Raw genomic sequence first — 12,628 nt, forward strand, 5'->3', positions numbered from 1 at the left:
AAATTTTGGCCACTCCGTGAGTGGCCTTTTTCTTTTGGGTCAGTCGTGCTTTGCAAGCCACGCGGCAAACGGCTCGGTATCCGCCGCCTCAATCTCCTGCTGACGACGTACTGAAGCGTCACGTTCAGCAATAAACTCTTCTTCCTGCAAAATCTCCAGCGGCTCTTCGCGTAACAGATTACGGTAAGCTTCGCCGAACGCTTTCCCGGTACCGCCAATACCGGTATCAATCATTGAGCGCAAAATGCGTGCGGAGAACGTCAGCTCCGGATTATCAAAACAGGCAACCAGTTCGTCGCAGACTTTCTGATAATCCTCTCCCCCGTGGATACTGTCCAGCGTTTGCGCCACGCGTTTCAGATCGCGGAAGAGATCTTTCCCTACTTTGGGCAGCGGGAACTGTGCAGTTTCACAGCCAATCCCCAGGGTAAGGCCTGGTTTACGGCCTTCCAGAATAACGCGATTCCAGTTGGCGCGCGTGCACAGCAACTCGCTGCTGCTCATCTCCGGCGCATCGGCCAGTACGCACCAGACCATAAAGAGATCGAGAAAACGCACCTGCTGTTCATCCACGCCGATCGGAGAAAATGGATTGATATCCAGAGAGCGTACTTCAATATACTCAATACCGCCGCGTAACAGCGCATCTGAAGGCGATTCGCCGCTGCGCGTCACGCGCTTGGGACGAATGGGCGCATACAGCTCATTTTCAATTTGCAGAACGTTGCTGTTAATCTGTAGTCGCTTACCGTCTTTTTCCAGACCAATCCGCGCATACTCTTCTGACGGCGTTTTAATCGCCCGCTTCAGGCCTGCAACATATTCATGTAGATCGTTAAACGTGATACCCAGATTGCTTTGCGACTTATTGGTATAGCCCAAATCACTCAAACGCAGCGACGTCGCATATGGCAGGTAGTACATGCCGCAGTCCGTTTTTTCAAACGGTAATGTGGTCGGCTTTCCTTGCAGGAAAGAGGAACAAATGGCCGGAGAAGCGCCAAACAGATATGGGATGACCCAGCCAAAACGGTAATAATTGCGAATCAGGCGGAAATAGCCGGCAGAAATTTTTTCTTTTGCCGCTTCGCCTTCCGTAACGCCGCATTTCGCCTGCCAGAATGCCATCGGTAATGAAAAATTGTAATGTACGCCGGAGATGGTTTGCATCAAAGCGCCATAACGATTTTTCAGCCCTTCGCGATAGAGCGTCTTAAAGCGCCCCGTATTCGATGTGCCGTACTGCGCCAGCTCAATGTCCTGCCCTTCCGCAATATAGCAGGGCATACTTAATGGCCACATCCGCTCATCGTCCAGTTTCCTGGCCGTATAACGGTGGAGATCGCGCATAAAGGTGAGCATATGCTGGATATCGCCATCGACTGGCGTAATAAACTCCAGTAGGGCTTCCGCAAAATCCGTGGTAATCCATTTATGGGTCAGCGCCGAACCTAACGCTTCAGGATGACCTGTTGTCGCCAGCGTGCCATCAGCATTTACACGCAGCGTTTCGCGCTCTAACCCGCGCTGTATCCCCTTTAACGCCTGAGGATGTTTTTCCAGCCAGGCCAGAGCCTGTGATACGTCCGGGATCAAATTGACCTCCCGCCTGTCAAAATCGTTTTAATAAGCATAACTGTAATAGCGGCCATGCATGCCAAACCTACAATTATTACCACCACATCATGCCCTGAACCGTCGCCGCTGCGAGCGCAACATAGCGCAGCGCCTTACCAAGACACAAAAAAAAGATCGTCCGCCCCCACGGGATGCGCATCCATCCCGCTAACAGGCACAACAAATCACCGATTACCGGCATCCAGCTTAATAATAGTGTGGCTGCGCCATAACGCTTTAGCCAGCCAGTCGCTTTTTCTTGCCAGCGCGACGTTTTGCGCAGCGGAAAGAAACGCCCAAGAATAACGTTAGTTACCCCTCCAAGGCTATTACCTATTGTTGCTGTTAAGACTAAGACCCAGGGATGACTGACTCCGGAGACCAGCATGGCAACCAAAACAACCTCAGAATTACCGGGTAACAGCGTAGCGCTGAGAAAACTACTGGCAAACAGAGACAGGAGAGACAATCCGTCACTCACAATAGTCGGACATCCACGGCATCCATCCCTGCCGCCCGCGCCGCCTGTAAACCAAAATCGGCATCTTCAAATACTACGCACTGCGTTGGCATAACGCCCATCCGCTGCGCGCAAAGTAAGAAGGTGTCAGGCGCGGGTTTGTGATGCTGTACGTGGTCTGCCGCCACAACCGCATCAAAATAACGACGCAGCCCCAGATGCGCTAACAAGGCTTCCGCAATAGCGCTTTCGCTACCAGTACCGACCGACAGGGGACGCCGTCCATACCACGCCTTGACCACCTCAATCAGCGGCAGCGGTTCTACGCAGTCCAGCAGGATGCTTTTTACCGCGTCGGTTTTCTCACGCGCCAGTGACCGGGGATCAAGATCGGCATGGTTAAGCTCAATGATTGACTGGGCGATACGCCAGGTTGGTGAACCGTTAAGCGCGACCATTGCCTGTTCATCAAAACGAAGACCATAGCGCCCCAAAACCTCACGCCACGCTTTGCGATGCGTTGGTTCGGTATCCAGAAGAGTACCGTCCATATCAAAAATCAAACCAGCATAACGTGCGTACATCGTGTTCTCGCAAACCGAATAACCAGACAGTACTTTATCGCAATTGGTTGATTTTGTCGCTAATAGAGATAAAGAGGAATGTTCAGGATAAGGGGAAAACCGATCGCAGGGAAATGACGCATACAGGAAGATTACTTGCCTTACGGGCCGTTGCTGAAGCAACGTTATCCTTCCTGGTGCCTGGGGTTATTACTGCCATCGCATCCGCATCTTCATCGCTGAAAGTACGGGGAATATGGTGCATCCGGGAGGATTCGAACCTCCGACCGCTCGGTTCGTAGCCGAGTACTCTATCCAGCTGAGCTACGGATGCATCGGAAATGATGTTTACTACAAGATTTGATGTCGCATTTACTGCCACACTAAGTAAGATGGTGCATCCGGGAGGATTCGAACCTCCGACCGCTCGGTTCGTAGCCGAGTACTCTATCCAGCTGAGCTACGGATGCATCGGGAAACTTACTTTACTGCAGATTTTGATACCGCTGTGAAAGCCGTATCAAGTAAGAGATGGTGCATCCGGGAGGATTCGAACCTCCGACCGCTCGGTTCGTAGCCGAGTACTCTATCCAGCTGAGCTACGGATGCAAATGGCGGTGAGGCGGGGATTCGAACCCCGGATGCAGCTTTTGACCGCATACTCCCTTAGCAGGGGAGCGCCTTCAGCCTCTCGGCCACCTCACCACACGCCTCTTACGAGTGCTTCGAAGAACTTGTTTCTGCTCATCGTCGCTGCGTGGCGCACATATTACTTTCTGGGACTTATAAGTCAAACAATTTTTCCAGAGCTTTTATCGTTTGCACACTTCACGCTCAATTAGTCTGTAAAAAAGCCAAAAAGAGTGTTTTATCAACAGATAATTTGATGACACGCTGGCCGCCAAAGCGCAACATATCAGCAGTGAGATTAAAAAAAGTAATGAAGGAACAACATGGGCGAACAAGAAGAGAGGCCGCGTCTCACCCGAAAAGTGAGACGCGAAAACCTTAGTAACTGGACTGCTGGGATTTTTCAGCCTGGATACGCTGGTAGATCTCTTCACGATGGACAGAAACTTCTTTCGGGGCGTTCACGCCAATGCGCACCTGGTTGCCCTTCACCCCTAAAACTGTCACGGTGACCTCATCGCCAATCATGAGGGTCTCACCAACTCGACGAGTCAGAATCAGCATTCTTTGCTCCTTGAAAGATTAAAAGAGTCGGGTCTCTCTGTATCCCGGCATTATCCATCATATAACGCCAAAAAGTAAGCGATGACAAACACCTTAGGTGTAAGCAGTCATGGCATTACATTCTGTTAAACCTAAGTTTAGCCGATATACAAAACTTCAACCTGACTTTATCGTTGTCGATAGCGTCGACGTAAACGCCGCAGCACGGGCTGCGGCGCCAACGAACGCTTATAATTATTGCAATTTTGCGCTGACCCAGCCTTGTACACTGGCTAACGCTGCAGGCAGAGCTGCCGCATCCGTACCACCGGCTTGCGCCATGTCCGGACGACCGCCACCCTTACCGCCCACCTGCTGAGCGACCATACCAATCAGCTCCCCTGCTTTTACCCGGTCAGTCACATCCTTCGACACGCCCGCAATCAGAGAAACCTTACCTTCAACAACCGTTGCCAGTACGATAACGGTAGACCCCAGTTGATTTTTCAGATCATCAACCATGGTTCGCAGCATTTTCGGCTCAACGCCAGCAAGCTCGCTGACCAGGAGCTTCACGCCGTTGAGATCGACCGCTTTACTGGAAAGATTCGCGCTCTCCTGCGCTGCGGCCTGGTCCTTCAACTGCTGCAACTCTTTTTCCAACTGACGCGTACGTTCCAGCACAGCCCGCACTTTGTCACCCAGATTCTGGCTGTCGCCCTTCAGCAGATGTGCAATATCGTTTAAGCGATCGCTTTGCGCGTGAACGGTGGCCATGGCGCCTTCACCGGTTACCGCCTCAATACGACGAACGCCTGCTGCGGTACCGGACTCAGAGATAATACGGAATAGACCGATATCACCGGTACGCGTTGCGTGGGTACCGCCGCACAGCTCGGTGGAGAAGTCGCCCATGCTCAGAACGCGTACACGTTCGTCATATTTCTCGCCAAACAGCGCCATTGCGCCTTTCGCCTTCGCGGCTTCGAGATCCATAATATGCGTTTCGATCGGCAAATTGCGACGGATTTGCGCATTCACCAAATCTTCAACCTCACGGATCTCCGACGGCTTCATCGCTTCATTGTGCGAGAAGTCGAAGCGCAGCACTTTATCGCTAACCAGCGAACCTTTCTGCGCAACGTGTGCCCCAAGCACCTGGCGCAACGCCGCGTGCATCAGGTGTGTGGCGGAGTGGTTCAGACGGATACGTGCGCGGCGTACTTCATCTACGTCAGCCTGTACCGCATCGCCCACTTTCAGAGCGCCCGCAGACAATTTGCCGAGGTGACCAATCGCCTGACCATATTTTTGCGTGTCGTCCACAGCGAAAGTAAATCCAGCGCCTTTCAGCTCGCCTTTATCGCCAACCTGACCGCCTGATTCCGCATAGAATGGAGTCTGATCCAGCACGACAACGGCTTCCTGCCCCGCGTTAATCGCCTCAACCGCTTTACCATCGACAAACAGCGCAGTCACTTTGCCGTTCAGTTCCAGATGGTCATAACCTTTAAATTCAGAAGCGCTATCAACGCGGATCATCGCGTTGTAGTCCGCGCCAAAACCGCTGGCTTCGCGCGCACGACGGCGTTGCTCTTCCATGGCGGCTTCAAAACCGGCTTCATCGACTTTGATATTACGCTCACGGCAGACGTCCGCCGTCAGATCGACCGGGAAACCATAAGTGTCATACAGACGGAAAGCGGTTTCGCCGTCCAGGGTGTCGCCCTGCAATTTCGCCAGTTCTTCATCCAGCAGCGCCAGACCGCGCTCCAGCGTACGGGCGAACTGCTCTTCTTCCGTTTTCAGAACCTGTTCGACCTGCGCCTGCTGACGTTTCAACTCTTCGCCTGCGGAGCCCATTACCTCAATCAGCGGCCCAACCAGCTTGTAGAAGAAGGTCTCTTTCGCGCCCAGCATGTTGCCGTGACGAACCGCGCGACGAATAATGCGACGCAGCACATAACCACGGTTTTCATTCGACGGCAGCACGCCATCGGCAACCAGGAATGCGCAGGAACGGATGTGGTCGGCGATAACGCGCAGCGATTTATTGCCCAGATCGGTGGCGCCGGTGACTTTCGCTACCGCTTCAATCAACGTGCGGAACAGGTCGATTTCATAGTTAGAGTTAACGTGTTGCAGTACCGCGGCAATACGCTCCAGCCCCATACCGGTATCTACAGACGGTTTCGGTAATGGTTCCATAGTCCCGTCAGCCTGACGGTTGAACTGCATAAAGACGATGTTCCAGATCTCAATATAGCGATCGCCGTCTTCTTCCGGGCTTCCCGGAGGGCCGCCCCAGATATGGTCGCCATGATCGTAGAAGATTTCGGTGCACGGACCACAGGGACCGGTGTCGCCCATCTGCCAGAAGTTATCCGATGCGTATGGCGCGCCTTTATTGTCGCCGATACGGATGATACGCTCGCGCGGGATGCCGACCTCTTTTTCCCAGATCTCATAGGCTTCGTCGTCGGTTTCATAGACGGTGACCCATAAACGCTCTTTTGGCAGAGCAAACCAGTTTTCACCGGTCAGTAATTCCCATGCGAACTGAATGGCGTCGTGTTTGAAGTAATCGCCGAAGCTGAAGTTACCCAGCATTTCGAAGAAAGTATGGTGACGTGCAGTGTATCCGACGTTTTCCAGATCGTTATGTTTACCCCCCGCGCGTACGCAACGCTGGGAAGTGGTAGCACGGGAATAATTACGCTTATCGAGCCCAAGGAAAACATCCTTGAACTGGTTCATCCCGGCGTTGGTAAACAACAGAGTGGGGTCATTGTTGGGCACCAGGGAACTGCTGGCAACTACCTGATGTCCTTTACTATGGAAAAAGTCGAGAAACGCCTGACGGATCTCAGCGGTGCTCTTGCTCATAATTATCCTGAAATCAAGCTACACTTCATCCTTCAAGCCGCCTCTGCGTTGGCTGCGAGTTCCCCGGTCACTCGTTCCCGAGGCTCACTTGCCGCTTTGATGCGGCTTGAATGATTTTGTGTATTTAAGGAATATTCGTCGCAGACGCTGTTCGCCGTTAAGCAACCCGCGTCCAGACGGAAAAAGTGGGAATAAGATAAGTTTTCTTTACCGGGAAGTAAAATCCCGTATGCGCTCAATCTGCAAAATTTCGCCATATTTGCTGGATATCGTCCATCAGATACCCGCGATAGAGTAAAAAGCGCTGTACTTTAACCTTTTCTGAAAAGGTTGAAGGGAGCGGCTCGCCATATTTGCGAACAGCCTGTTCACGCGCCATTTCACTCCAGTCAATTTCACATTCGCGCATCGCTTTTTCTGTCGATTCGCGGGTGATGCCTTTCTGATTCAACTCCTGACGAATACGCGCCGGGCCGTAGCCTTTACGGCTACGACTGGCGATAAAGCGCATCACGAAGCGCTCGTCATCAAGATAGTGATGTTCGTGGCACCAGGCGATCACGCGCTCATAATCGTCTGCCGTCGCATCAATCTCTTCCGGCCCATTTTTGCCCATCACCGGCGCGGAGAGTTTACGCCGTAATTCCTGCTCGCTGTGATCGCGAACAGCAAGGATACGTACCGCACGATCAAGGAGACGAGCATAAGCGGGACGGCGCGATGTGGGTTCACTCATAAAAAACCTTAACAAGGGTATATGCAAAAAGGGCCGCATAAATGCAGCCCTTGATGATAATTTAACGTTTTGCCGAATGGCTACTTCGTTTTGTCCGACCAACCATCACCTGACGATTAAAAATCTTCGTTGGTTTCTGCAACGCCTTCGCTATCGTCAACGGAGAAATCGGGCGTGGCATTCTGATTACTCAACAGTAATTCACGCACTTTTTTCTCGATCTCTTTCGCTGTCGCCGGGTTCTCTTTCAGCCAGGTAGTCGCGTTCGCTTTACCCTGACCGATCTTCTCGCCGTTGTAGCTGTACCATGCGCCCGCTTTCTCGATCAGCTTCTCTTTCACGCCCAGGTCAACCAGTTCGCCATAGAAGTTGATACCTTCGCCGTAGAGGATCTGGAACTCAGCCTGCTTAAACGGCGCGGCGATTTTGTTTTTCACCACTTTCACACGCGTTTCGCTACCCACGACGTTATCGCCCTCTTTCACCGCGCCAATACGACGGATATCAAGACGAACAGAGGCGTAGAATTTCAGCGCGTTACCGCCAGTCGTCGTTTCCGGGTTGCCGAACATCACGCCAATCTTCATACGGATCTGGTTGATGAAAATCAACAGCGTGTTGGACTGTTTCAGGTTTCCCGCCAGCTTACGCATCGCCTGGCTCATCATACGCGCCGCGAGGCCCATGTGAGAGTCGCCGATTTCGCCTTCGATTTCCGCTTTCGGCGTTAGCGCCGCTACGGAGTCGACCACAATGACGTCCACCGCGCCTGAGCGCGCCAGCGCGTCACAGATTTCCAGCGCCTGCTCGCCGGTATCCGGCTGGGAACAGAGCAGGTTATCGATATCAACGCCCAGCTTGCGGGCGTAAACGGGGTCAAGCGCGTGTTCCGCATCGATAAACGCACAGGTTTTACCTTCACGCTGCGCTGCGGCAATCACCTGCAGCGTCAGGGTCGTTTTACCGGAAGATTCCGGCCCGTAAATTTCGACGATACGGCCCATCGGCAGACCGCCCGCGCCGAGTGCGATGTCCAGTGAAAGCGAACCGGTGGAGATAGTTTCCACATCCATAGAGCGGTCTTCACCCAGACGCATGATGGAGCCTTTACCAAATTGCTTTTCAATTTGGCCCAGTGCTGCCGCCAACGCTTTCTGTTTGTTTTCGTCGATAGCCATTATTACTCCTGTCATGCAACTTGGTATTGAACCGGATAGTGAATTTGTACTGTTGAAGTAATTATACTGTATGCTCATACAGTATCAAGTGTTTTGTAGAAATTGTTGCCGCAGGGTTTGTAGCGCGTATGTCGTCGCCTGTCGACGCACCGATTCACGGTCGCCGCTGAAGCATTCCCGACGCGTAATCCCTTCTCCGCTGATGCTGGCGAAAGCAAACCACACCGTCCCAACCGGCTTTTCTTCACTGCCGCCATCCGGCCCGGCAATCCCGCTAATAGCGACAGCAAAATCGGCGCGAGCGGCCTTCAGCGCCCCAATCGCCATTTCTACCACTACGGGTTCGCTGACCGCGCCATGCTGCGCCAGGGTCTCTTCACGCACGCCAATCATCTGCGCTTTGGCTTCATTACTATAGGTGACAAAGCCGCGTTCAAACCAGGCGGAGCTTCCGGCGATGTCGGTAATGGTTTTCGCCAGCCAACCGCCGGTACAGGACTCCGCTGTCGTTACGGTCGCCCTGCGCGCTTTTAACGCCAGCCCGACCTGTTCGCTAAGCCGCATCAGTTCACTGTCCGTCATTATGACCTCTGTCAGTTAGAAATCCTGCCGGACAAGATAGCACTTTCCAACCAGAGATGGGGACGGGCGGTCGATTTTACGAGGAGGGTTCCGAAAAATTCGTTGGTCGGCGGAAAACATTGCCGGATGACGATGCCCAGGCATCTTATCCGGCCTGTGGGGAGGGCCGGATAAGCGCAGAGCAAATTAGCGCACCCGCGCTAGCGCTACCGCCTGCCCCAGTTGCCAAACCGCCATCGCATAATGCGTGCTGTGGTTATAACGGGTAATAGTGTAGAAGTTCGGCAGGCCGTACCAGTACTGATAGCCCGTACCGATATCCAGACGAAGCAGGCTGGCTTCCTGATAATTGCCCAACGATTGCTGCGGCGTTAAGCCTGCGGCGGCAAGCTGAGAGATGCTGTATTTTGTTTTGAAACCATTCGCCAGTCCCGGCGCCTGACCATTAGCGGGTATCGCGACCGCATCGCCTTTCACCCAGCCATGCGCCTTGAAATAATTCGCCACGCTGCCGATGGCATCAACCGGGTCCCATAGATTGATGTGATTGTCGCCATTAAAATCAACCGCGAATTCTTTATAGGAAGACGGCATAAACTGTCCATAGCCCATCGCGCCCGCAAAAGAACCTTTCAGATTGAGCGGATCGTCTTGTTCATCGCGCGCCATGAGCAGAAAGGTTTCCAGCTCGCCGGAGAAATATTCCGCCCGGCGCGGATAGTTAAATGACAGCGTCGCTAACGCGTCCAGAATCCGTGTTTTCCCCATGATACGTCCCCAGCGGGTTTCCACGCCGATGATGCCCACGATGATTTCCGGCGGTACGCCGTATACCTGCCAGGCGCGGTTCAGGGCGTCTTCATACTGATTCCAGAACACGACACCGTTTTGCACGTTATCCGGCGTAATAAATTGTTTGCGGTAGCGCAGCCAGGCACCATTTGGTCCGGCGGGCGGCTGAGTGGTCGGCGCTTGTCTGTCCATCAGACGCAGAACGTAATCCAGTCTTTTAGACTGCGAGAGGATCTCCTGCAGTTGCTGACGGTCGAAACCGTGTTTACTGACCATTTTATCAATGAACTGCTGCGCATTAGGGTTGTTGGCGAAGTCGCCGCCCATTTGCATGACGTTATGCTGCGGCTCAAGCAGGAAGCCACCGGAAGGCGTGCCCGTCGTCGTTTGAGTGTCGGAAGATTTTGGTGTGCTGCTACAGGCAGCAAGCAATACGCAAAGTGGAAGTAACGCTACATAACGACGCTTGAACATGAGACATCCATTAAACAAATTCAGCCAGGGAGAAGTATGGTAAAACATCCCCCGTCGCACAAGGAAGCGACGTAAGAGAATAAATCCCCCTTCATCCCTTTTCTGGTTGTACCTGTTCTCCCCCCACAAATCTTTCAACTTAAAATATTTTACTTTTATTTTGCGATCAAAATAACACTTTTAAATCTTTCAATATGATTAAAATGAACGAGAGCTTAGCAAAAAAACTAAAAACCCTACAGGAGAGAACAATGATCGAAACCATTACACATGGTGCGGAGTGGTTCATCGGGTTATTCCAGAAAGGCGGAGAGGTGTTTACCGGTATGGTGACAGGCATTCTTCCGCTACTGATAAGCCTGCTGGTTATCATGAATGCGCTCATCAATTTTATCGGCCAGCAGCGTATTGAGCGTTTTGCCCAACGCTGCGCCGGAAATCCGCTATCCCGCTACCTGCTTTTACCGTGCATCGGGACGTTTGTTTTTTGTAATCCGATGACTCTGAGTCTGGGACGCTTTATGCCGGAGAGGTACAAGCCGAGCTATTACACGGCGGCCTCCTATAGCTGTCACTCCATGAACGGTCTGTTTCCGCATATCAATCCCGGCGAACTGTTTGTTTATCTGGGGATCGCCAGCGGACTCACCACGTTAGGGCTTCCTCTCGGTCCGCTCGCGGTGAGCTATCTGCTGGTAGGTCTGGTGACGAACTTCTTCCGCGGTTGGGTCACCGATCTCACCACCGCTATTTTTGAGAAAAAAATGGGGATTCAACTTGATCAGAAAGTTCATCTGACAGGAGCGGCATCATGACTCGGGTTCGTATTGAGAAAGGCACCGGCGGCTGGGGCGGCCCGCTTGAACTGGACGTTACGCCAGGCAAAAAGATCGTCTATATCACAGCCGGTACGCGCCCGGCGATCGTCGACAAACTGGCGCAGCTAACAGGCTGGCAAGCAGTGGACGGCTTTAAAGAAGGCGAACCGCAGGAAGCGGAGATCGGCGCGGCCATTATCGACTGCGGCGGTACGCTACGCTGCGGTATCTACCCGAAACGCCGGATTCCAACTATTAATATTCACTCGACGGGTAAGTCCGGCCCGCTCGCGCAGTATATTGTTGAGGATATTTATGTCTCCGGCGTAAAAGAAGAAAACATTACTCTTGTCGGCGAAACGTCTGCCAGCCCGCAGCCTGCCGCAGCGACAGCAGGACGTGACTACGACACCAGCAAAAAAATCACCGAGCAAAGCGACGGCCTGCTGGCAAAAGTCGGCATGGGAATGGGCTCCGCCGTGGCGGTACTGTTCCAGTCCGGCCGCGACACCATTGATACGGTGCTAAAAACCATTCTGCCATTTATGGCGTTCGTGTCAGCGCTGATCGGTATCATTATGGCCTCAGGTCTTGGCGACTGGATCGCCCACGGCCTGGCGCCATTAGCCAGCCAGCCGCTGGGGCTGGTGACGCTGGCATTGATCTGCTCTTTCCCTCTGCTGTCGCCATTTCTCGGCCCTGGTGCGGTTATCGCGCAGGTCATTGGCGTCCTGATCGGCGTTCAGATAGGTCTGGGCAATATTCCTCCACATCTGGCGCTTCCCGCCCTGTTCGCGATTAACGCGCAGGCGGCCTGCGACTTCATCCCGGTCGGCTTATCGCTGGCGGAAGCGAAACAAGACACCGTTCGCGTCGGCGTGCCCTCTGTGCTGGTCGGACGCTTCCTGACTGGCGCGCCTACGGTGCTTATCGCCTGGTTTGTTTCCGGCTTTATTTATCAATAAGAGGTTCAGATATGAGCGTGATTTATCAAACCACCATCACCCGTATCGGCCAGAGTGCGACGGAAGCGCTCGGCGAACAGATGCTGATTACGTTTCGGGAAGGCGCGCCGGCGGATATCGAAGAATTTTGCTTCATCCATTGTCATGGCGAAATGAACGGCGCGCTGCAGCCTGGCGCGCGGTTTGAGCTGGGCCAGCATAGCTATCCGGTCACGGCGGTTGGCAGCGTAGCCGAGCAAAACCTGCGTGAACTGGGGCATATCACTCTGCGTTTCGACGGTCTGCGCGAAGCGGAATTTCCCGGCACCGTACACGTTGCGGGGCCAGTACCGGACGATATCGCGCCGGGCTGTATTTTGACGTTTGTCGCTTAAGGAGAAAAAC

12 protein-coding genes and 4 tRNA genes are annotated in these 12,628 nt (G+C 53.2%); 3 read left to right on the forward strand and 13 right to left on the reverse strand.

The window, feature by feature from the left end; genetic code table 11:
* Nucleotides 1-39 precede the first annotated feature (39 nt).
* The 13 genes from gshA to mltB all read right to left on the reverse strand — a co-directional run bounded on the left by gshA (nucleotide 40) and on the right by mltB (nucleotide 10,461).
* Nucleotides 40-1,596 (reverse strand): glutamate--cysteine ligase, encoded by a 1,557-nt coding sequence (gene gshA, locus F4V72_RS00885; protein ID WP_023248990.1) that lies wholly within the window; start codon nucleotides 1,594-1,596, stop codon nucleotides 40-42.
* 76 nt (nucleotides 1,597-1,672) lie between these two features.
* Entirely contained in the window at nucleotides 1,673-2,098 is a 426-nt protein-coding gene (locus F4V72_RS00890) for a YqaA family protein (protein WP_023248989.1), read from the reverse strand.
* Nucleotides 2,095-2,661: a fructose-1-phosphate/6-phosphogluconate phosphatase gene (gene yqaB, locus F4V72_RS00895; protein WP_023248988.1), complete on the reverse strand. Its 567-nt coding sequence runs from the start codon at nucleotides 2,659-2,661 to the stop codon at nucleotides 2,095-2,097. Before yqaB ends, F4V72_RS00890 begins: the two co-directional genes overlap by 4 nt.
* Nucleotides 2,662-2,897: 236 nt before the next feature.
* Nucleotides 2,898-2,974, reverse strand: a tRNA-Arg gene (locus F4V72_RS00900).
* 59 nt (nucleotides 2,975-3,033) lie between these two features.
* Nucleotides 3,034-3,110, reverse strand: a tRNA-Arg gene (locus F4V72_RS00905).
* Between the two features lie 62 nt (nucleotides 3,111-3,172).
* Nucleotides 3,173-3,249 (reverse strand) — tRNA-Arg (locus F4V72_RS00910).
* Nucleotides 3,250-3,252: 3 nt separating this feature from the next.
* Nucleotides 3,253-3,345, reverse strand: a tRNA-Ser gene (locus F4V72_RS00915).
* 303 nt (nucleotides 3,346-3,648) lie between these two features.
* Nucleotides 3,649-3,834, reverse strand: coding sequence for a carbon storage regulator CsrA (csrA, locus tag F4V72_RS00920; RefSeq protein ID WP_000906486.1), 186 nt, complete (start codon nucleotides 3,832-3,834; stop codon nucleotides 3,649-3,651).
* A 234-nt stretch (nucleotides 3,835-4,068) separates the two neighbouring features.
* Nucleotides 4,069-6,699, reverse strand: coding sequence for an alanine--tRNA ligase (gene alaS, locus F4V72_RS00925; RefSeq protein ID WP_053509028.1), 2,631 nt, complete (start codon nucleotides 6,697-6,699; stop codon nucleotides 4,069-4,071).
* Between the two features lie 235 nt (nucleotides 6,700-6,934).
* Nucleotides 6,935-7,435 carry a recombination regulator RecX gene (gene recX, locus F4V72_RS00935; RefSeq protein ID WP_053529348.1) on the reverse strand — a complete coding sequence of 167 codons (501 nt, stop codon included), beginning with the start codon at nucleotides 7,433-7,435 and terminating at the stop codon, nucleotides 6,935-6,937.
* A gap of 116 nt (nucleotides 7,436-7,551) precedes the next feature.
* A complete protein-coding gene (gene recA / locus F4V72_RS00940) occupies nucleotides 7,552-8,613 on the reverse strand; it encodes a recombinase RecA (RefSeq protein ID WP_000963148.1) in 1,062 nt (353 codons plus the stop codon).
* Between the two features lie 84 nt (nucleotides 8,614-8,697).
* Complete coding sequence (gene pncC, locus F4V72_RS00945; protein ID WP_136058064.1) at nucleotides 8,698-9,195, reverse strand: nicotinamide-nucleotide amidase; 498 nt, start codon at nucleotides 9,193-9,195, stop codon at nucleotides 8,698-8,700.
* Nucleotides 9,196-9,381: 186 nt separating this feature from the next.
* A complete protein-coding gene (mltB, locus tag F4V72_RS00950) occupies nucleotides 9,382-10,461 on the reverse strand; it encodes a lytic murein transglycosylase B (protein WP_053509034.1) in 1,080 nt (359 codons plus the stop codon).
* Nucleotides 10,462-10,712: 251 nt separating this feature from the next.
* On the opposite strand from mltB, the gene srlA reads away from it, so the two are divergent.
* Genes srlA through srlB form a run of 3 tightly spaced genes read left to right on the forward strand, consistent with a single transcriptional unit; the run spans nucleotide 10,713 to nucleotide 12,618 of the window.
* Entirely contained in the window at nucleotides 10,713-11,276 is a 564-nt protein-coding gene (gene srlA, locus F4V72_RS00955) for a PTS glucitol/sorbitol transporter subunit IIC (RefSeq protein ID WP_136058063.1), read from the forward strand.
* Nucleotides 11,273-12,244 carry a PTS glucitol/sorbitol transporter subunit IIB gene (gene srlE, locus F4V72_RS00960; protein ID WP_063390732.1) on the forward strand — a complete coding sequence of 324 codons (972 nt, stop codon included), beginning with the start codon at nucleotides 11,273-11,275 and terminating at the stop codon, nucleotides 12,242-12,244. The genes srlA and srlE overlap by 4 nt, the downstream gene beginning before the upstream one ends.
* 11 nt (nucleotides 12,245-12,255) lie before the next feature.
* Nucleotides 12,256-12,618, forward strand: coding sequence for a PTS glucitol/sorbitol transporter subunit IIA (gene srlB, locus F4V72_RS00965; RefSeq protein WP_053529353.1), 363 nt, complete (start codon nucleotides 12,256-12,258; stop codon nucleotides 12,616-12,618).
* Nucleotides 12,619-12,628 lie beyond the last annotated feature (10 nt).

The organism is Salmonella enterica subsp. diarizonae (genome assembly GCF_008692785.1).
Classification (GTDB): domain Bacteria; phylum Pseudomonadota; class Gammaproteobacteria; order Enterobacterales; family Enterobacteriaceae; genus Salmonella; species Salmonella diarizonae.

What these genes read in the sequence shown, in the direction of transcription:
- yqaB (WP_023248988.1), bottom strand. Translation starts at nt 2,661, where the DNA reads ATGTACGCACGTTATGCTGGTTTGATTTTTGATATGGACGGTACTCTT.
- csrA (WP_000906486.1), bottom strand. Translation starts at nt 3,834, where the DNA reads ATGCTGATTCTGACTCGTCGAGTTGGTGAGACCCTCATGATTGGCGAT.
- alaS (WP_053509028.1), bottom strand. Translation starts at nt 6,699, where the DNA reads ATGAGCAAGAGCACCGCTGAGATCCGTCAGGCGTTTCTCGACTTTTTC.
- recX (WP_053529348.1), bottom strand. Translation starts at nt 7,435, where the DNA reads ATGAGTGAACCCACATCGCGCCGTCCCGCTTATGCTCGTCTCCTTGAT.
- recA (WP_000963148.1), bottom strand. Translation starts at nt 8,613, where the DNA reads ATGGCTATCGACGAAAACAAACAGAAAGCGTTGGCGGCAGCACTGGGC.
- pncC (WP_136058064.1), bottom strand. Translation starts at nt 9,195, where the DNA reads ATGACGGACAGTGAACTGATGCGGCTTAGCGAACAGGTCGGGCTGGCG.
- mltB (WP_053509034.1), bottom strand. Translation starts at nt 10,461, where the DNA reads ATGTTCAAGCGTCGTTATGTAGCGTTACTTCCACTTTGCGTATTGCTT.
- srlA (WP_136058063.1), top strand. Translation starts at nt 10,713, where the DNA reads ATGATCGAAACCATTACACATGGTGCGGAGTGGTTCATCGGGTTATTC.
- srlE (WP_063390732.1), top strand. Translation starts at nt 11,273, where the DNA reads ATGACTCGGGTTCGTATTGAGAAAGGCACCGGCGGCTGGGGCGGCCCG.
- srlB (WP_053529353.1), top strand. Translation starts at nt 12,256, where the DNA reads ATGAGCGTGATTTATCAAACCACCATCACCCGTATCGGCCAGAGTGCG.